Below are 19223 nucleotides of genomic sequence, written 5' to 3' on the forward strand. Positions count from 1 at the left end.
CGCTAGAGGTTTGGTAAAATTCGATATTATACATATGACCTCCAAGGATAATATGACATATTTATGATAGCATAAATGCTATCAAGAGTCAAAAAAGTATAAGATCCAGTTGGTTTCATTTGGTTTCCTTTCTGTGAGACAATCCATATAAAATACGCAGGGCAGCAGACACTTGCGGGAATAGCTAGTTCCCGTTAAGCATAGATGCACGAAATAACTGAAAAAAAACGAATATGATTGTGCAGGGGAAGTGGTAAATTGATACTCCTGCGTATTCATATGGTTGAAAGATATCCCGAATGTCTGACCTGTTCACAGCGAATTAGACACGCTGCTGACATCCGTGATTGCTCCGGTAGGAGCAGAAATTGTATTTCCTGCTTTCAATGAAGCAAGGTTATCATGACAAAATACCCTTGTAAATAGAATTGCCAAAATCTTAAGAATTTCTGCCGTAAATCTTAAGAAAGTCTTAAGAAATTGATGTTTTACTGATATTCATTGATCTTTATTTTCTAGAAAGTTTCCTGATGACAGTTTCAGCGATAAAGTTAAACACAAAATTTTCTTATTTTGTACCCGTCACGGCATAGGCCATTTATGGTAGAATAAAGGAGTAGAAAAAAAGTTTTAGACGGGGATAAAATGGGAAAATTCGAAGATCAAGACATGGATGAGAAGCGCCTTCTTCGCCATCAGCGCAGGAAGAGAAGCCAGCTCATTGCATTTATAACAGTTGCCGTAGTGCTGCTCCTTCTTATAGCAGGAGTAGCTTTTTGTGTACATTATATTAAGGGAGCTTTTGCTCAGAGAAAGGCCCGGGAGGTTGCCGAAGCAGCTGCCGCTGCGGAAGAGAGCAGCCAGGAGATCGTCATCGAGACTCCCGAAGAGACTCCGGAAGTCCAGGAGATGTCTGATGAGGAGGTCCTCCGGGAGATTGTGGACTCCTGCATAGCGGAGATGCCTATTGAGGATAAGGTTGCGGGACTCTTTATCGTAACTCCCGAGCAGATTACAGGAGTTGAGACTGCAGTCAAGGCAGGTAGCGGAACTCAGGACGCTTTAGCAAAATATGCTGTGGGCGGCATTAATTATGTAGGGAAAAATATCAAATCAGAAGATCAGATTACTGAGATGCTCAGTACCACCGCATCCATGAGTAAGTATCCTATATTTACCATGGTGGCCGAGGAGGGCAACATCCAGTCATCGATCACTTCTTCTATAGATACAATAGGTGCCGAGGAGATAACCGATGTGGCCAGCGCCGAGCAGGCAGGTTCCAAGATCGGAGCAGCCATGTACAAATATGGCTTCAACCTCAATCTGGCACCCTATGTTGATCTTACCGAGGACAATCACTTCGGAGCAGATCCCCAGGAAGCAGCAAACCGTATGACATCCTTTGCTATAGGACTTAAGAGTCAGGGCGTCAACTGCTGTGCATATTACTTCCCGGTGGCAGCCTCCTATGAAGGAGCAGCGGATCTCACCAGAGAGGATCTGGAAGCCGGAGCCTATATCCCCTTCAGGAATGCCATAGAGGGCGATGACCTTACAGCCGTTCTTGTTGGCAATGCAGTGATACCTGCCATCGCAACAGACTCAGCTCCCGCCAGTCTTTCCCAGGATATGATCACAGGAGAACTCAGAGGCAATCTCGGGTACAAGGGCATTGTTATAGCAGGACCTCTTAATGAATCAGTGGTCACCGATAACTACAATCCTGAGAGGATAGCAGTGGAAGCTATCAATGCCGGAGCAGATATGCTTTACCTTTGCGGAGATTTTGAGGCAGCCTATAACGGATTATTGGAGGCGGTGAAGAGCGGCGAGATTTCAGAAGGACGTATTGACGAGTCTCTTCGGAGGATATATAGTATTAAATATGCAGACAGAGTTAATGAAATAACAAACCAATAATTATCGAAATACAGTATTTATTACAGGGGGCGCAAAAATGCGCACCCTTTTTTACTGGAGCTAAAGGGATTCTACTGAAATAACGTTACAAAATTGTGTGGATTTTTAAAAATTAATTTACAATAAAAATTGTAAAAATTATATAAAAAAATTATAAAAATGCACTCAAAATTGTATTTGAATAATTGTCGATTTTAAGTATTATAGTATAGAAGACTTTTGAAGTAGGGAGAAGAAAATGAATAAAGATGTAATTTTGAACACCGAGGAGGAAGAGATAGATATAGCCGAGCTCTTCTTTGTTTTAAAGAATAAGCTTTGGGCGATTATCACCTTTGCAATTATAGGCGCTGCTATCGCTTTTGCGTATACCACATTTTTAGTACAGCCAATATATACATCATCTTCTATGATTTATATATTTTCAAAAACTACGACTGTGACATCTGCCATTGATCTTCAGATCGGTAAACAGCTCACTGTAGACTTTGAAATTCTGGGTAAGAGCCGTCCTGTAATTGAGAAAGTTATTGCTGATCTGTCACTTGACACTGATTACGAATCACTTCTTAGGATCATTAAGGTTGAGAATCCTACCGATTCACGTATAATCAAGATCACAGTTAATAACACTGATCCACAGCTGGCCTGTGATATTGCCAATTGTATGGCATCCAACCTGGCAGCCAGAGTTGCGGAGGTAATTGATACTGACAAGCCCTCATCTGTTGAGGATGCAGTTCCCGCTGTTAATCCTACAAGCCCCAGCAAGAAGAAAAATACAGCTCTTGGTGGTATTTTAGGAATGGTTCTTGCTATGGCTTTTATTCTTATTCGATATTATAGTGATATGTCTATACGAAGCGAGGATGATGTCAGGAAGTATCTTGGACTTGGAACATTGGCATCCGTTCCTTTTGAGAAAAGTATTACCAGAGATTTTACGGGGCAGAAGAATAAGAAGGCTAAGAAAAAATGAAGAAGAAAAAATTGATTGTCTTTTTCTTTGTGATTTCTATATCAGCTATCTGTGCTGCTACAGTCGGATATTTTGTATCTGATTACTTTTACAGTACAGAGGCTATGGCTGCAATTCAGGAAACTGCCTATGATAAGGCGGAGAAGGCCACCACTGCGGAAGTAATTATTCCTCAGACCAAGGTGCCTGATTCAGCCGCAACCGGTAACTCAGCTGCAGCGAAAAAAAAGGTAGAGATACCTATTGATTTTACTGCCCTTAAGAAGACCAATTCAGATATAATTGCCTGGATCAATATCCCCGGCACCAATATCAATTATCCCATAGCCCAGCACCCCAAGAATGACAGCTACTATCTTAAACATGGTGCTGACGGTATTAGCTCTTCTTATGGATGCTTATATGTGGAAACCTGTGAGAAGTCACCGTTTTTAGAGTTTAATACAGTGGTTTACGGGCACAACATGAATGACGGTTCCATGTTTGCGGGACTTCATTTGTTTGAGGACAAGGAATTTTATGACAAACATAGAAGCTTCTATGTTTATACACCTGATCATGCTTTTTGTTATGAGATATTCGCTGCTGTTATGTACAGTGATATCAGGATACCTTATTACTACAATGACTTGATAGAGTCCGACAGGACAGCATATCTTAACTCACTTGGTAAGGACATTGTGGTATCCCGGAGTATTATATCCAAGGATTACAACGTTACCGAGGATAACTGCATTATTACCCTCAGTACCTGTGATAAGAAACTTCGAGACAACAGATTTCTTGTGGTGGCGAAGCTTAAACAGATAGACGGACAGGATGTCAAATAAATGAAAAGCAAAAGCAAGATTATTCTGCCGGTTTTTGCAGCGGCTCTCATTTTTGCTGCCGGAGTAGGAGGCTTTCTCTTTTCCTCCCAGCAGAGAAAAAACATAGTGAGGCGGTCCGAAGTAACAACTTTGGATGATTCCTCGGCAGAAGACAGTTCAGCAATTTATACCAGAGATTCCTTTGATGGCAGTGTGTCCTACAATGGAAAAAGGTATGAAGTAAATACATCAATAGACAAGATTTTATTCCTGGGAATAGATAACAGCGACCAGTCAAGGGACGGTATTGGAATAGATGAGGGCGGAAGGAGTGATACAATTATCCTTTTTGCCATAGATAATGAGAATGAGACCATAACCCCGTTGGAAATCAACAGAGATACTATGGTGGATGTGGACATCTATGACAATGACGGCAATTACCTGACTCAGGGAACAAGGCAGCTCACAATGCAGTATTCCTATGGAAATACACCCAAAAAAGCCAGTAACCTAACCAAAGAAAAGATATCTGACCTGTTATGCCGAACTAAAATTGACGGCGTAATATCACTTACCATGGATGGTATCGAGCCAATAGTTGACTCAATTGGCGGAGTTACTCTTACACTTACTACAGATGAAACCGATCTGGACCCTTCCTATGTCAAGGGGGCGGTGATCCATTTGGACGGAGCCGCAGCCAAGGACTTTGTACATACCAGAGATACAGATGTTAGAGGCAGTAATATTATGCGTATGTCCAGACAGACCCAGTTCATGATGGCTCTGTTTCACAGTATGAAGGGACAGGGAGAAAGCATAGTTGATACTATGGAGAAGGCAGCCGGGGATTACCTTTACGAGGATATAGATGCCGACAGTATGGCACATTTTGTAAGGTATGATTATTCCGGAGATATTTTTGTGCTGCCCGGAGTGAATAAGACCGAAGGGCTCCATGATGAGTTCTATGTTGATGAAAATAAGCTCACTGAGATGGTACTTAAGCTGTTTTATAAAGAGATTTAGGGGATTTTCAGTGGATTATTTAATAAATTAAAGGAGGAGAAGATGATGCAAAAAAGAAAGTTTTTAACCATCGTTGCTGCAGCTGCAATGCTTATTTCAAGCCTTGCTTTCAGCACACCTGTCAGCGCCACCAGCCCAACAACTACTACAGAAGTTCTTGGGGCAGGTCGTACAGCCGAAGAGGCTGAGGTCCTTGGTGCTTCCAGAGCATCTGTTGAGAACACCAGCGTAACAGTTGGTACGATCTCAAATAAGGCTGCTCTTGATGCTCTTAAGAACACTACCGCAATTGCTAATCTTATTGCAAACAGTGTTACTACTTCTGTTAATACAGCTGATATTACTATCGTTGACAGCATGGAAGTTACACCAAAGCCCGGCGTAGAAGTATCTGAAGCTAATCCGCTTTTCATTACATTTAGCTTCCCAGGAGTTACTGCTTCTACCAAAGCCTATGTTCTTCACTACGGTAAGAGTGGTTGGGAAGTAGTTCCCACAACTGTTTCTGACGGCAAGGTTATCGGTAAGTTTACAAGCCTTTCACCTGTTGCTATCGCAGTTGAGAAGAACACACTTAATGCATCTGTGCTTGGAGCCACAAGATCTCCCAGAACAGGTGACAACAGAGTCATCGTTATCGGTGCCTGCGCTTGCTTATTGGCAGCTGCAGTATTAGTAGACAGAAAAAGAAAGCTTGCATGATGAGAAGAAGTCCTGATATCAAACTGGCAGATATGCATTGTCACATTGTTCCATATGTTGATGACGGTGCATCGGATCTGGAAGAAGCAAAAAGAATAATAATCGAAGAGTACGAACAGGGAGTGCGGCTCATTGTTATGACCGTGCACTTTAAACACGGATCCTTTGATACTCCGGCGGCCAAGGTAAAGAAGCATTTTGATTCTTTGCTGAAGTGGTTGGATACCACAGATATGACGGATCTTGATGTTTATGTCACCAGGGAATACTACTGCGACAAGCGTCTTGCACTTTTACTGGACGGATATGCCAGAGGTAAGGACAAAGTTGTCTATGAGGATATTACCTATGTGCCTGAAGAAGAGATTCTTCCCTTCGGAGGGCACAGATGTATCCTTTTGGAGTTCTCCTCCGGAAGAAAGCAGATGAAGGCCTTCGAGGCATTTACCAGATTGGCTGTACATGCCGGTCTCACACCGATAATAGCCCATGCAGAGAGATATCCCATGGTTCAGGAGAATCCTGAGATATTGCGTGTGGCAAGAAAATACGGTGCTTATATTCAGGTAAACGGAGATGCGATCCTTGGAAAAGATTTGAAGAGAGTCTGTGACACGGCTAGAAATCTTATTAAGTCTGATATTGCAGATATAGTATCTTCGGATTCCCACGATCTTGAGGTTCGTTCACCTAACCTGAAAAAGAGCAATGGTTTTCTGAAATCGAAATTTGGTAACGAAGTGGCTAACCTGCTGTTACATGATAATGCTTATTATCTTGTATATGACCAGGAGTGATTGTTTAGAAGTTTTAGGAGTCATTATGTTTGAGTTAAAGCTTGAGAAAAAAGAGCTTCCTTTTGCTATGGCAGAGGAAATTAAAAATTTAAGAACCGGAATAACATTTAGTGGTGCTGATATCAAGGCTATTCTTTTTACCAGCAGTACACCAAATGAAGGAAAAAGTACTATATCCCTTGAACTTGCCAGGTCCTTTGCTGAGCTGGGGAAGAAGGTTGTTTATCTAGACTGTGACCTTCGTAAATCTATTTTTAATTGTAAGATTCGTGAAGGTAAGATTGTCAGTGGACTTTCCCATTACCTTACAGGTCAAAGTAAAATTGAGGACATTATTTACGAAAATGATCCGGGGGATGATGATGTTAAGTTCTATGTCATTCCATCAGGCCCAAGCAGTAATAGTCCTACTGAGCTTTTATCCTCGGATCTTTTTGACAAGCTGTTGGAGAAACTTAGAGAAGACTATGACATGGTAATAGTTGATGCACCGCCGCTGGGGAGCGTTGTTGATGCATCTATTGTAAGTTCCAAAGTTGATGGAACAGTCATAGTTGTTGAAGCAGGAAATATAAATTACAAAGCAATCCAGAAGGTCCGTGATAAATTGGATGCTTCAGGAGCCAAAATCCTGGGGGTTGTACTTAATAAGGTCGATAAATCCAGAAAGAGTTACGGTTATTATAAGTACGGCAAGGATTATGGTTATGGATACGGATATGGCAAGGGTTAAGGGGAATAATCCTTGTTAATATAATAAAAAATTTTTAGTGTATGAAAGGAATTGTTGGGAAATGGAAAACAAAGAAAAAATATGTTTAGTAGGTTCTTCAGGCGGTCATTTGGCACACTTATACATGCTGAAGAAGTATTGGAGTGACAAAGAGAGATTTTGGGTAACCTTTGATAAGGAAGATGCAAGAAGTCTTCTTGAAGGAGAGAAGATTTATCCTGCATATTATCCGTCTAACAGAAGCATAAAGGCTCTTGCTATTAACACTTACAGAGCCGTTAAGATTCTTTTCAAGGAGCGCCCAACCCTTATAATCACATCCGGAGCAGCACCGGCGATTCCTTTCTTTTGGATTGGAAAGCTTATTGGAGCAAAAACAATTTACATTGAAGTTTTTGATCGTATTGATGCTCCTACTATTGCAGGAAGGCTTTGCTATCCTGTGACTGACAAGTTCTTTGTTGAATGGGAAGAAATGAAAAAAGTATATCCCAAAGCCATTAATTTAGGATGCATTTTTTAATTTAATAGGGAGCTTACAAAAATGATATTTGTAACAGTAGGGACTCATGAGCAGTCCTTTAACAGACTAGTTGAATATATGGATAAGTGGGCAGAAAACCATGATGAGGAGGTTATCATTCAGACAGGTTTTTCTACATATGAGCCAAAGTATGCAACCTGGCAGAAGTTATATCCTTTTCAGCAAATGAATAAAAACATGTCCGATGCCCGTATAATAATTACTCATGGAGGCCCTAGCTCTTTTATTGCCCCTCTTCAGAAGGGCAAGATTCCTATCGTTGTTCCTAGGAGAAAGGATTTCGATGAGCATGTAAATGACCATCAGCTTACTTTCTGCAGAATGATAGATGAAAGAATGAAAAACATAATTCTTGTCGAGGATGAACATGACCTTGGTGATGTGATAGAGAGATATGATTCTATTGTTGATCATATGAATGTTGGCCAAAACAGTAATAACGCAAAATTCATGGAAGGTTTTGAGAAGAATATTGAAGAACTTTTGAACAGATAAGATTTCTTCATTTTTTGCTAGGATTATAGAGAAAAACGGAAAATAATAATGAAAACAGGAACTTTAACTTTTCATGCTCCCAATAATAATGGTTCTTTTTTGCAGGCATATGCATTACAGAATGTATTGATAAAAATGGGACTAGAGAATGAAATAATAAACTATTATTCAGAAAAGCAAGAGGAACAGTACAAGGTATTTCGAAAAAATAATAGTATTTCGAATCTCTTTAGAAACCTAATATCACTTTTTCATTTTGGTAAACTCAATAGTCGTTTCAGACAGTTTAATGAGTTGCGGGAACAGTTTCTACTTATGACTCCAAGGCTCAAAACTGAAAGGGAAGTATATCAGACTATAGAAGACTATGATGTGATTATTTGCGGCAGTGATCAAATATGGAATACTGAAGCAAGGGATTTTTCTGAAGCTTATCTACTTCCTGATATTGATAAGAAAAAAATCACTTATGCTGTCAGCTGTGGTTCAAAATTGGGAGCAGTTGATTGTGACACAATAATACGTCACGCAAATGATTTTGATTATAATTCTTTTAGAGAACGAAGCACATTGTTGGAACTACAGCAGAGAGGTTTAAAATCTTCAAAATTAGTATTGGACCCGACACTGTTATTGGACTCTGACAGCTATAATCGACTTATTACAAAAACGATAAGGGATGATAAGTATATTTTCTTATACACTATCAATTATAGTGATCAGGTGCTTCAGACTGCCAAGGCTATAGGAGATAGCCTTAATCTTCCCGTACTGACTGTTTTTACAGGGTATAGCGTCTACAAATGTAAAAAATTTGGAATAAAGGTAATATATGATGCAGCACCGGATATGTTCTTGGGACTAATAAAAAATGCATATATTACATGTACAAATTCTTTTCATGGGACTGTTTTTTCAATTTTATATCATAAAGAGTTTTATAGATTGTGTGACAAGGATACAAATGGAAAAAACATATATGATGATAGAATAGATGGTTTATTAAATGAGTTAGATATTCGTGAAAATAGTTTAGGAATAGGAGATAATTTTACTCGGAATATTCCTGACTATACCGATATAGATAAGAAAATCGAAGCATTACGTGCGGAGTCATTGCATTATATTGAGAGTGCTTTAGGAAAAGGTAATTACTAATGAGACATGCTTTTTTGATAATTGCGCATAATAACTGGTGGCAGTTAAAGCAATTAATCAAGTTATTAGATAGTGAATCACATGATTTATATATTCATATAGACAAAAGAAGTAAGAATTATGATGAGCAGCAATTCTGTAATATCGCTTTAAAGTCCAGAGTGAAGATATTTCAGGAATATAAGGTATACTGGGGAGGCTTTTCGCAGGTTGAAGTTGAGCTTTTTCTGTTGGGAAAAGCATCTGAGTTTAACTATGATTATTACCATATCATTTCTGGAGGGGACTTGCCTCTAAAAAGTAATTATGAAATAGATGCTTTCTTTGAGAATAATAGGGGATATGAATTTATAGATTATGATGAAAGCAAACTCAATAATGATCCAGAGATATCTAGAAGGACAAGAATATATCATTTTTTACAGAATTATAGGAGGATATCTTCATTTAGTTTTGTAAATAGTATATTTATATTTTGTGAAAGATGTTTGCTTTTATTACAAATGATTTTTGGTGTTAATAGGACAAGAAGACTTGATTGGACAATAAAATATGGATCTAATTGGGTAAGCATAACAGATGGCATGGCAAAAGAAGTATTGAAGCAAAAAGAAAAAATAGGAAAAGTTTTCAAGTGGACTAACTGTGCTGACGAGCTATTTATTCAAACAGTAGCATTTAATTCAATTTATAAAGATAATATCTACGATAATGGATTGACTGACGTCATGAATAATATGCGCTTAGTAGACTGGGAACGAGGCAGTAATGGTAGTCCCTATACTTATAGAAATGACGACTATGAATATTTGATTAAGTCAAATGCCTTGTTTGCAAGGAAGTTCTCAGAAGGAGTAGATAAGGATATTATCGAACGAATCATTGATTATTTAAATGGTGAAAAAAATGAATCTTGTATGTGATAAGAATATGTGCAACGCTTGTGGGGCTTGTGTAGCAGCATGCCCTACAAATGCAATTAGTATAAAAGAAGATACTTTTTCTTGTAATGCAGTAATTGATACAAATAAATGTATTAGATGTGGTCTATGCAAGAATAAATGTCCACAATTGACTGATGTTCAGTTTTACAAGAGCATCAATTGGTACCAGGGATGGAGTAAAGATGACTCTATTAGAAAGAAGAGTGCATCAGGTGGTGCAGCACGAGCTTTGGCAGAATCTTTTATTCATGATGGGGGCTGCGTTTGTTCTTGTGTGTTTGAAAAAGGCAAATTTATATATGTATTAACTGATAATGCGCTGGATATTGAAAAAATGTCCGGCTCAAAATATGTTAAGAGTAATCCACAGGATTGTTATGAACCGATTCTTGATAAATTAAAGCATGATATACCTGTTCTTTTTATTGGTCTTCCTTGTCAGGCAGAAGGAATTAGAAGATATGTGCCTGAAAAATATCATGAAAAACTATATACGGTGGATCTTATATGTCATGGTACTCCTTCAAGGTTATTCTTGGAGAAGTTCTTAAATGAGCATGAGGTTGAACTGAATAAACTAAATGATATTAAATTTCGGTATAGTCATGAGAAAAGGGATGACAGTTATAAATTTATTGATTACAAGGGCATCATGGATCGGTACTCGATAGCGTTTTTATATTCACTTACTTATACTGAAAATTGCTATAAATGCAAATTTGCTAGGGGAGAGCGTGCTTCAGATATTACGCTAGGAGATTCATGGGGAAGTGAACTAAGTGGGGAGATGACGAGAGGAATATCGTTGATGCTTTGTCAGACATCAAAAGGAGAATCGCTAATTAAGAAAAGTGAATTGATTTTAAAAGATGTCGATTTAAAAAGGGCAATTGATTGCAATCCTCAATTGCAGCGTACTACTTCTGTACCCAGTGCACGAATGCGGTTTGTTGACGATGTGAATTTAGGAAAAGGGGTAAATAGGAGCATCTTTAGATATTTAAAGATTGCATGTTTAAAGCAATATGTTAAGAAAGTATTTATTCGTATGCACCTTATTGAGCCGGTTGGATATATGATCAGCTATAAATGATGGAAATTATACATAGCTTTCTGAGGAATGGAATAAAAGGGAAGCGAGCAAGAAATAATGAAAAAAATAAAAATACTTATTTTATCTACATCCGGATTTACTAAAAAAGAAGGAATTTCAACTGTAATATTGGATTACTTCGCGAGATTTGATAAAGAAACATTCGAACCTCATATTGTTGTTTCAGGCGATTATGATAAAAAACTTGTAAATTGTTTTGAGCAAAATGGAATTAGGATTCATTTTCTTCATTCTAGAAAGAAATATTTATTCTTGTATGTAAAAGAATTGTTTTTTGAATTCAGAAAAGAAAGATATGATGTAGTATATGTGCATGGCAGTAGTGCCATCATGAGCATAGAGTTATTTGTAGCTAAGCTGTCTGGATGTAAAGTAAGAGTTGCTCATTCGCACAATACTACATGTGATCATAAGCGATTTGATAAAATGTTGAGACCCATTTTTAATAGGCTTTATACTGATGCTTTTGCTTGCGGCACAGAAGCAGGTAGATGGCTATTTTCTAACAAGGATTTTATTTTGATAAGAAATGGTAGAGATGTAAATAAGTATGCTTTTGATGAAAATATGAGAAGGAAAATCAGATCTGAACTGGGGGTAGATGAAAATTGTTTATTAATAGGCCATGTTGGGAACTTTAATAATCAAAAAAATCATCAGTTTGCTCTTAATGTGTTTAAGGAAGTGCTAGAGAAAAAAAAGAATGCAAAGCTTTATTTTATGGGGACGGGGGCTTTATTAGATGATATGAAAAGACTAGCTAATGAAATTGGAATTTCCAAAGATGTCGTTTTTATGGGATCTATAGATAATGTTGAAGAGATGCTTCAAGCAATGGATGTGATGATTTTACCTTCTCTTCATGAAGGACTTCCTCTTGTGGTAGTTGAGTGGCAGATTGCAGCGCTTCCTTCTTTAGTTTCAGATAATGTTACAAAAGAGGTTTCATTCAGCAATTTGGTGCATTTTATGTCACTAGAGAAGGAATATTCAAATTGGGCAGAAAAAATCATTGAGATTTCAAAATTTGAAAGAAATAGAGCGGCTAATGAAGTTATTAGATTAGCTCAAAAAAGTGGTTTTGATATTGATGAGGATGTAAAGTGTTTGCAGGATCATCTAATGAAAAAAGTGCTGATGGAACACTGAATTAGTAATACTAATTCAGCATTTTATATGTTTTGTAGGAGCAAAAAATGGATTTAGTTTCGATCATTATACCAATATATAATGTTGAAGAATATATAGAAAATTGTGTTATTGCGCTATGTAACCAAACCTATTCCGATATCGAAATAATACTTGTTGATGATGGATCTACAGATAATTCAGGCAATATAGCGGATGCTTTGGCTGAAAAAGATAAAAGGATTAAAGTCATTCATCAATCAAATTCAGGTGCCGGTTATGCGCGAAATACTGGACTTGAGGCTGCCAGTGGAAATTATGTATCGTTTGTTGATTCTGATGACTCAGTAGATAGTAATTTAATCGAATTATTGGTGGATGGATTAAAAGATGGTTCAGATGCATGCGTTGGTGGTTACAAACGTATCAATGAAAAAGGGGAGATTATAGGAGTCGAAAAGTATAAATGTCAGACATACACAGATAAAAATGTTTATATGGGGTTATTTGCAAGAATGCTTGGTAGTTCGCCAGACTCACATGATGCCATAAAAATGGCAGTATGGAATTCAATATTTTCATTGGACATTATAAAGAAACATAATATAAAATTTCCTTCTCAAGAGGAATACTTTTCCGAAGATTTATATTTCAATTATGAATATTTTAACTATTCATGTAAGGCAAGCCTTATTGACTCTACGGCATATGGATATAGAGTTACGCCAGAATCTCTGACACAAAAATATAAACCTCATATGTTAGATAGCATTAGTGATTTTTATATCAAGATGGAAAACAAAATTAGTGATAACGGAATGATAATGCGTATGCAAAGGCAGTTTTGTGTAAACATCCGTTGCTGTATGAGACAGGAGCATACCGATATTTCAGGAAAGAGTCCTAAAGAAATAAAAGATGCTATAAGAACTATAGTAAACCATCCTGTTGTAAGCAGAGTATCAAATTCTTATATAAAATGCATAAAACAGTTCAAACAAAAGATGTTTGTTTTTTTGGTAAAAAATAGAAGCGTAAATATATTGTATTTGTTTATCAAGTACAAGTTATTGTAACTTTGATTGGAGATAAATTATTGTGGTTAGTGTAATTGTTCCAGTTTATGGAGTTGAAGAATATTTGGATCGGTGTGTACAAAGTATTTGCAACCAAACATATTCTGATTTGGAAATAATATTAGTTGATGATGGCTCAAAAGATTCTTGCCCTGAGATGTGCGATGAGTGGTCTCGAAAGGACAAGCGTATAAAAGTGATTCACCAGGAAAATGGTGGTTTATCAAATGCTAGGAATACTGGTTTATATGCAAGTAATGGTGAGTTTATTTTATATGTAGACAGTGATGACTATATTAGGGAAGATATGGTAGAGGCATTATTGGATGCAATTAATTCATATAGTGCAGATGTTGCGGTTTCAACTTATTACTCTTTGAATGATGATTATTCTTTGAAGCGTTTGAGTGGAGAAACTGTAGTTGGTACTCCTGAAGAGATTCTGCCTATCGTATATAATAATTCAATATTTCATGCATGGGGGAAGCTGATTAAAAGAGAATATGCTTTGAAATGCCCATTTGTAGATAAACTTATATATGAGGATTATGAAAATACTCCTAGGTTATTTACTAAAGTTAACAAAATTGTAATTCTCATGGATGGCAGATATCAATATACTATACGAAGTAATAGTATTATGCAAAGTAGCATAAACGTTACAAAGGTAGATTTGGCAAGAATAATTGACTCAACTTTAGAATTATATGAAAATCAAAATTTTACTGTATATAGCAAAGCGGAATTATATGCATTATTGATAAAACTTCTTGTACATCATTATCATATAACTATTAGAAGCATTTCAAATGATAACGATGCATTTTTATTAGAATCAAGATCTGTACTAAAGAAGCATAAGAATAAATGGATTAGTTCTGACTTAATATCCAAAGGACGGAAAATTGCATATTTTAGTCTTTGCTTTTTTCCCCCGATATATAGGAAATTATATCTGCTAAGTCATAAGGAGAAGCAAGAGTGAAGTATTCATTTGGATTTAAAAAGTTAGAATGGTATATATATATTTTGACATTGGTTGTGATGCTATTTTCTACACAATATTATTTTGGTACAGATAGTTATTCAAGAGTATACAGACTGAATGCGGTATGTATTATTTTCTTCCTGTTTTTTTCATTACTGGCTAATAATTTTAAATTTAAATATCATCATTCTGAACTATTTGCATATGGTATTGCTCTGGCACCCTATATATATCAAGTAATATGCTCGTTGCTTTTTTTTGGATTATATAAAAAAATAACATTTCGAAATTTACTACATTATAATCTGCAACCTCTTTTAGTTTGTATTATGGCAATTGTCGCGTATATTACATTTTCCAAGAAAGCATTAAAAGGGATTCTTATAGCAGCGGTTCTTAACTATTTAGTTTATATTTTTGTTTGTATAGTGAAATTTGGTCCTTTATCATTACTTGAAGCAGGAACTAATACTAGTGCTTCTAGGTTATTGGAAGTTCATGAACTTACTTTTATTTTTGGACTTTCCATTGTTTACTTGATGGTCTTAGAATATTTTAAAGAGAAGAGTGTAAATCGTATTTGGTTAATATTACTGACCATATTTTGCTTGTTAGGCTTTAAGAGAATATTACTTTTTGCAATGATTATTTCAGCTGTTATATATTGGATCTTCAAAAGGTGTAAGAGACCAACTATTCTCATTTGTCTTTCATTATTTCTTATAGCGATAAGTTTGATTTGGGTATATGTATGTTCTTCATGGGATATCTTAACAGGTTTAAGCATAAAGTATAATGTGGATTTGTCCGGAAGAAACTGGATCTATAGTAATTTTTATCCGTATTATGAGTATTCTTTGTCTTATATTGGTGCAGGAATAGGTTATGTTCAGCAGTTGATTGGGCAGATGTCTACTATGGTATCAGGAGGTCATCAAATAGGTTTACATAATGAATATCTCAGGCTGTATATTGAGCTCGGCTTTTTACCATATATTGGTTACTTTGTGTTGTTGATACCATTAGTAATTTACGTGATTTACAAGAAGGTTGATATGCAAACTGCTGTATTATATTTTTCATTATGGTTAGTCACTTTGATATGTATAGCAACAGATAATTTGCTTGCATACCCTAATTACATGCTTACATCTAATATATTGATAATTACAAGTGTTTGTAATGGAAGAAAAAATAAGTTGTTGAATAATAGATTTGCTAGTGAGGATAATTGATGAAAATAGGTATTATTACCGTATATGATAGTATTACAAATTATGGATCGTTTTTACAGGCATATGCATTAAGCAGGGTCTTGGAACAAAAAGGACATTCTATTTATTTTATAAGAAGAATGAGTGATGATGATATACTGGAAAGATTTAATCAATTAGTTGTTGAACGGTGCACTGTTAAAAGCAATATACCGGTTAAAAGTATACTACTAAAGGCAAAGTACAAGATGATAATGAGGCGTGAGATAGCCAATAATATCAAAAGGTTTGAAACGCTTAAAAACGACTGGAATCATCTTAATATTATTAGCAAAGAGGATATAGAAAAAGTCGGATTAGATCTTATTATTTGTGGAAGTGATGAAATATGGAATATCCATAATAAAGATATAGATATAGATTTCTATGGATGTGGATGGATTAAGAATATTTCCAAGATAGCGTATGCTATTAGTTCAGGTGATACTAAAACAGATGAATTTCTTTCTGTAAAAAGTTGGAAAGAGCAGATAGGAGATTTTGATGTTATTCTTCCTAGAGATACAATGACTCAAAAAATGTCATTAGATTATACTGGGATAGAATCTCCTATAGTATGTGATCCTACTATTTTACGGGGATATGAGAATTATACAATCACAGATTGTGGAAAAGAATTTGGCAAGTACATGCTTGTATATTCTTATCAGCTTAGCAAAATTGAAAAAAAATACATAAAAAAATATGCCAAGGAAAATAATCTAAAAATTATATCACCGTGCGTATATTCAATAATAGCAGATGAAAATATATATACATCCGCTTTAGATTTTCCATCACTTATAGCGAATGCGGAATGCGTTTATACTACTACATTCCATGGCACTATTTTTTCACTTATGTTTGCCAAAAGGATGTGTTCTTCTCCTAGGTTCCCTAAGATATTGAATCTTTTGGAACAGGTTAATGGTGAAAACTATTTATTGCCTAATAATGCTTCCTATGAACAGTTTAAGGCTGTTCTTGATTCTAAAGCTGATAAAAATATAATATTCAGAGCACTAAAAAAAATGCAGGAAAATGGTGCTATGGGGCTTGATAATGCTTTGGAATGTGTAAAAAAAAACAGGCACAATCCGATAGGTGCCAGTTATAAGGATAACGTGAAATATTACTACGGATTTTCAAAAGACGAAGAAACAGTTAGATCAAAAAGTTCTTCAGGAGGCCTTTTTTATGAGCTTAGTAAGGCCATTCTCGATAAAGGTGGGGTGGTATTTGGTGCCAGATACAATAAAGAAAATAATACAGTAGAGCATGCTTCAACTGATGAAGTGCCTATTCATGAACTTATGAAAAGTAAGTATCTGGAATCTAAGATAGGAGATACGTTTCAGAAAATAGGAAAGAACTTGGAAGAAGGAAGATTTGTTCTGTTTTGTGGAACTCCATGCCAGGCTGCAGGTCTGAGTATGCTCAGAGAAAAAAAATATTATAAGCACAAGGATCATTTGTTTATAATAGATTTTTTATGTGAAGGAGTACCTTCATATAAGGTTTTTAATGAATATGTTGCATGTGAAGAAAAGAAAAGTGGAAAAAAGATTGATAATGTAGACTTTAGATCAAAGTTTTATGGATGGAATAACCATTGTATGAAGATTAATTATCTTGATAAATCTTCAAGGGTTAGACCGGCATTTGCTGACTCGTATATGCATACATTTATTATTGATTTGGTATTTAATCGGCCATCATGTTACGATTGTCCTTTTAGGACAGAAAAAAAATCGGATATTACCATTGGTGATTTTTGGAAAGTCGGTAAAGTAAATGATTCAATTAAGGATAACAGGGGTGTTTCTGCAATTTTTGTTAATTCCGATAATGGTGAAGCTTTATTAGATCAGGTTAAAAATCAGCTTGTTATAGAAGAATTGTCTACTGATAACATAAAGAATATGGTTCAACTATTGGATCTTCGAGGAGCAAAAGATAGACGAAATGCTTTTTATGATGAGTTTGCTGCTAATGGTTATGAGGCTGCGATAAAGAAATACAGTACATATTTTAATAACAGTAGTTTCATAAAAAAAGCAAAGTTTTTAAAAAGATGGATAAAAATGGAGAGAAGGAGAAAGTCATCTGAACAGATGTCAGTAAAATGAGTAGTAAGAGTAATGCTAAAGAATTAGCAAAAAATACAGCGATTATTTCAATAGGTAAGATTTGTACGCAACTTGTGAGTTTTCTGTTATTGCCTGTATATACAGGAATACTAAGTACAGAAGAATATGGTGCTGTTGATCTTATCATTACATATACATCTTTGTTATTGCCGATAGTAACACTGCAGTTAGAACAAGCAATATTCAGATTTGTTATTGAAAAGAGAGAGAACAAAAAAGCTATAAGTGATGTTATTTCTTCAATATATATCATTTCTTTTGCTACTATGTTTATATTTTCTATTATATTTTTGGGGGTATCACCATTAATTCATAGTCAATATAAATTCTACTTATTTGCTAACTTGGTAGCCAACTCATTTTCTTCACTTATGTTACAAACTGCTAGAGGACTAGGTAAAAATGGTATTTATGCATTTGGTAGTTTTTTAGGCACTACATTGATGGTAGCATTGAATATTTTATTTGTCGTAGTTTTTCATATGGGTGCAGACGGAATGATGTATGCTCATATAATTGGGGCTACCATTTGTGGAGTATATGTATTTTTCGCTTTACACATTTATGAATATATAATACTTAGGTTGCCAGAAATTGAAAACATTAAAAGGTTTTTGGGTTATTCTTTGCCACTAATACCTAATCAGATTTCGTGGTGGATACTTTCTGCATCAGACAGAAGTGTAATATTATGGAAAATGGGTGTGGCTTATAATGGTGTATATTCAATAGCTGGAAAGTTTTCTAATATGTACGGCATTATGTATAACATTTTTAACTTATCATGGACAGAACTAATATCTGTTCATTTTCATGATGATGATAGAGAAAAAGCATTTTCTGAATTACAAGATATGGTTGTAAGGTTACTTATGTGCATATATTTGGGTATTGTATCGATCATGCCATTTGTATTTCCGGTAATGATTAATGCGAAATACGAAGACGCATATTACCAGATTCCTATTTTAATGTTAGGGATATTTTTTAGCGCTATGATAGGTGTTATGAGTGCGTATTATATAGCAGATAAGAATACAAAAGTGATAGCAAAGACCTCGATGGCGTGCGCAATAATAAATCTTGTATTGGATATTACACTTATGCCATTCATAGGATTATTTGCCGCATCTATTGCTAGTGCAATAGCTTATTTTGTTATGTATATAGTTAGATACATAGATATTAACAAAAGATATGGAGTTAAAAACTCGCCCAAGTTACTTTCGATTTTAGGGGGAGCTACTGTTTTGGTATTTGTGGTTTATTACTATAGAAATATGGTTCTTTGTGGAATTTGCTTTTTATTGGTTTGTGCAATGTCACTAATAATGAATAAAAAAGTTATATTTGGTGCCTTACAGATTGTCAAAAACAAGATCATGAGAAATTAAAGAT

Annotated in this window: 18 protein-coding genes; all 18 read left to right on the plus strand. The window is 35.6% G+C overall.

Annotated elements, in window-relative coordinates:
* The first annotated feature begins 645 nt into the window (after positions 1-645).
* A complete protein-coding gene (locus tag T359_RS0107415) occupies positions 646-1923 on the plus strand; it encodes a glycoside hydrolase family 3 N-terminal domain-containing protein (RefSeq protein WP_051545074.1) in 1278 nt (425 codons plus the stop codon).
* Between the two features lie 238 nt (positions 1924-2161).
* A complete protein-coding gene (locus T359_RS0107420; protein WP_026516925.1) occupies positions 2162-2902 on the plus strand; it encodes a YveK family protein in 741 nt (246 codons plus the stop codon).
* Positions 2899-3732, plus strand: coding sequence for a class B sortase (locus T359_RS19670; protein WP_051545076.1), 834 nt, complete (start codon positions 2899-2901; stop codon positions 3730-3732). The genes T359_RS0107420 and T359_RS19670 overlap by 4 nt, the downstream gene beginning before the upstream one ends.
* Positions 3733-4743 carry an LCP family protein gene (locus T359_RS0107430; protein WP_026516926.1) on the plus strand — a complete coding sequence of 337 codons (1011 nt, stop codon included), beginning with the start codon at positions 3733-3735 and terminating at the stop codon, positions 4741-4743.
* A gap of 42 nt (positions 4744-4785) precedes the next feature.
* On the plus strand, positions 4786-5445 hold the full coding sequence (locus T359_RS0107435; protein WP_026516927.1) for a hypothetical protein: 660 nt from the start codon (positions 4786-4788) through the stop codon (positions 5443-5445).
* Positions 5442-6242: a tyrosine-protein phosphatase gene (locus tag T359_RS0107440; RefSeq protein WP_026516928.1), complete on the plus strand. Its 801-nt coding sequence runs from the start codon at positions 5442-5444 to the stop codon at positions 6240-6242. Before T359_RS0107435 ends, T359_RS0107440 begins: the two co-directional genes overlap by 4 nt.
* Positions 6243-6267: 25 nt before the next feature.
* Positions 6268-6975, plus strand: coding sequence for a CpsD/CapB family tyrosine-protein kinase (locus T359_RS0107445; RefSeq protein WP_026516929.1), 708 nt, complete (start codon positions 6268-6270; stop codon positions 6973-6975).
* A gap of 61 nt (positions 6976-7036) precedes the next feature.
* Positions 7037-7498, plus strand: coding sequence for a PssD/Cps14F family polysaccharide biosynthesis glycosyltransferase (gene pssD, locus T359_RS0107450; protein ID WP_026516930.1), 462 nt, complete (start codon positions 7037-7039; stop codon positions 7496-7498).
* 21 nt (positions 7499-7519) lie between these two features.
* The gene (locus T359_RS0107455; RefSeq protein ID WP_026516931.1) at positions 7520-8014 is read left to right on the plus strand and encodes a glycosyltransferase; all 495 of its coding nucleotides are present in this window, start codon (positions 7520-7522) and stop codon (positions 8012-8014) included.
* A 48-nt stretch (positions 8015-8062) separates the two neighbouring features.
* Positions 8063-9172, plus strand: coding sequence for a polysaccharide pyruvyl transferase family protein (locus T359_RS0107460; protein WP_026516932.1), 1110 nt, complete (start codon positions 8063-8065; stop codon positions 9170-9172).
* Positions 9172-10095, plus strand: a complete 924-nt coding sequence (locus T359_RS19675; protein ID WP_051545077.1) for a beta-1,6-N-acetylglucosaminyltransferase — start codon at positions 9172-9174, stop codon at positions 10093-10095. Before T359_RS0107460 ends, T359_RS19675 begins: the two co-directional genes overlap by 1 nt.
* Positions 10079-11209 (plus strand): Coenzyme F420 hydrogenase/dehydrogenase, beta subunit C-terminal domain, encoded by a 1131-nt coding sequence (locus T359_RS19680; RefSeq protein ID WP_035783931.1) that lies wholly within the window; start codon positions 10079-10081, stop codon positions 11207-11209. The genes T359_RS19675 and T359_RS19680 overlap by 17 nt, the downstream gene beginning before the upstream one ends.
* Positions 11210-11266: 57 nt before the next feature.
* Entirely contained in the window at positions 11267-12379 is a 1113-nt protein-coding gene (locus T359_RS0107475) for a glycosyltransferase family 1 protein (protein ID WP_026516933.1), read from the plus strand.
* Positions 12380-12426: 47 nt separating this feature from the next.
* On the plus strand, positions 12427-13434 hold the full coding sequence (locus T359_RS21455; RefSeq protein ID WP_051545081.1) for a glycosyltransferase family 2 protein: 1008 nt from the start codon (positions 12427-12429) through the stop codon (positions 13432-13434).
* Positions 13435-13456: 22 nt separating this feature from the next.
* On the plus strand, positions 13457-14419 hold the full coding sequence (locus tag T359_RS19690) for a glycosyltransferase family 2 protein (protein ID WP_051545084.1): 963 nt from the start codon (positions 13457-13459) through the stop codon (positions 14417-14419).
* On the plus strand, positions 14416-15657 hold the full coding sequence (locus T359_RS0107490; RefSeq protein WP_026516934.1) for an O-antigen ligase family protein: 1242 nt from the start codon (positions 14416-14418) through the stop codon (positions 15655-15657). The genes T359_RS19690 and T359_RS0107490 overlap by 4 nt, the downstream gene beginning before the upstream one ends.
* Positions 15657-17804 (plus strand): Coenzyme F420 hydrogenase/dehydrogenase, beta subunit C-terminal domain, encoded by a 2148-nt coding sequence (locus tag T359_RS0107495; protein WP_026516935.1) that lies wholly within the window; start codon positions 15657-15659, stop codon positions 17802-17804. The genes T359_RS0107490 and T359_RS0107495 overlap by 1 nt, the downstream gene beginning before the upstream one ends.
* Positions 17801-19219 (plus strand): lipopolysaccharide biosynthesis protein, encoded by a 1419-nt coding sequence (locus T359_RS0107500; RefSeq protein WP_026516936.1) that lies wholly within the window; start codon positions 17801-17803, stop codon positions 19217-19219. The genes T359_RS0107495 and T359_RS0107500 overlap by 4 nt, the downstream gene beginning before the upstream one ends.
* Positions 19220-19223 lie beyond the last annotated feature (4 nt).

The organism is Butyrivibrio sp. MC2021, from assembly GCF_000621605.1.
In the GTDB taxonomy this organism is placed as follows: Bacteria; Bacillota; Clostridia; order Lachnospirales; family Lachnospiraceae; genus Butyrivibrio.

What these genes read in the sequence shown, in the direction of transcription:
- T359_RS0107435 (WP_026516927.1), top strand. Translation starts at nt 4,786, where the DNA reads ATGATGCAAAAAAGAAAGTTTTTAACCATCGTTGCTGCAGCTGCAATG.
- T359_RS19670 (WP_051545076.1), top strand. Translation starts at nt 2,899, where the DNA reads ATGAAGAAGAAAAAATTGATTGTCTTTTTCTTTGTGATTTCTATATCA.
- T359_RS0107455 (WP_026516931.1), top strand. Translation starts at nt 7,520, where the DNA reads ATGATATTTGTAACAGTAGGGACTCATGAGCAGTCCTTTAACAGACTA.
- T359_RS0107475 (WP_026516933.1), top strand. Translation starts at nt 11,267, where the DNA reads ATGAAAAAAATAAAAATACTTATTTTATCTACATCCGGATTTACTAAA.
- T359_RS0107495 (WP_026516935.1), top strand. Translation starts at nt 15,657, where the DNA reads ATGAAAATAGGTATTATTACCGTATATGATAGTATTACAAATTATGGA.
- T359_RS0107500 (WP_026516936.1), top strand. Translation starts at nt 17,801, where the DNA reads ATGAGTAGTAAGAGTAATGCTAAAGAATTAGCAAAAAATACAGCGATT.
- T359_RS19680 (WP_035783931.1), top strand. Translation starts at nt 10,079, where the DNA reads ATGAATCTTGTATGTGATAAGAATATGTGCAACGCTTGTGGGGCTTGT.
- T359_RS21455 (WP_051545081.1), top strand. Translation starts at nt 12,427, where the DNA reads ATGGATTTAGTTTCGATCATTATACCAATATATAATGTTGAAGAATAT.
- T359_RS0107430 (WP_026516926.1), top strand. Translation starts at nt 3,733, where the DNA reads ATGAAAAGCAAAAGCAAGATTATTCTGCCGGTTTTTGCAGCGGCTCTC.
- T359_RS19675 (WP_051545077.1), top strand. Translation starts at nt 9,172, where the DNA reads ATGAGACATGCTTTTTTGATAATTGCGCATAATAACTGGTGGCAGTTA.
- T359_RS0107415 (WP_051545074.1), top strand. Translation starts at nt 646, where the DNA reads ATGGGAAAATTCGAAGATCAAGACATGGATGAGAAGCGCCTTCTTCGC.
- T359_RS0107445 (WP_026516929.1), top strand. Translation starts at nt 6,268, where the DNA reads ATGTTTGAGTTAAAGCTTGAGAAAAAAGAGCTTCCTTTTGCTATGGCA.
- T359_RS0107460 (WP_026516932.1), top strand. Translation starts at nt 8,063, where the DNA reads ATGAAAACAGGAACTTTAACTTTTCATGCTCCCAATAATAATGGTTCT.
- T359_RS0107440 (WP_026516928.1), top strand. Translation starts at nt 5,442, where the DNA reads ATGATGAGAAGAAGTCCTGATATCAAACTGGCAGATATGCATTGTCAC.
- pssD (WP_026516930.1), top strand. Translation starts at nt 7,037, where the DNA reads ATGGAAAACAAAGAAAAAATATGTTTAGTAGGTTCTTCAGGCGGTCAT.
- T359_RS0107420 (WP_026516925.1), top strand. Translation starts at nt 2,162, where the DNA reads ATGAATAAAGATGTAATTTTGAACACCGAGGAGGAAGAGATAGATATA.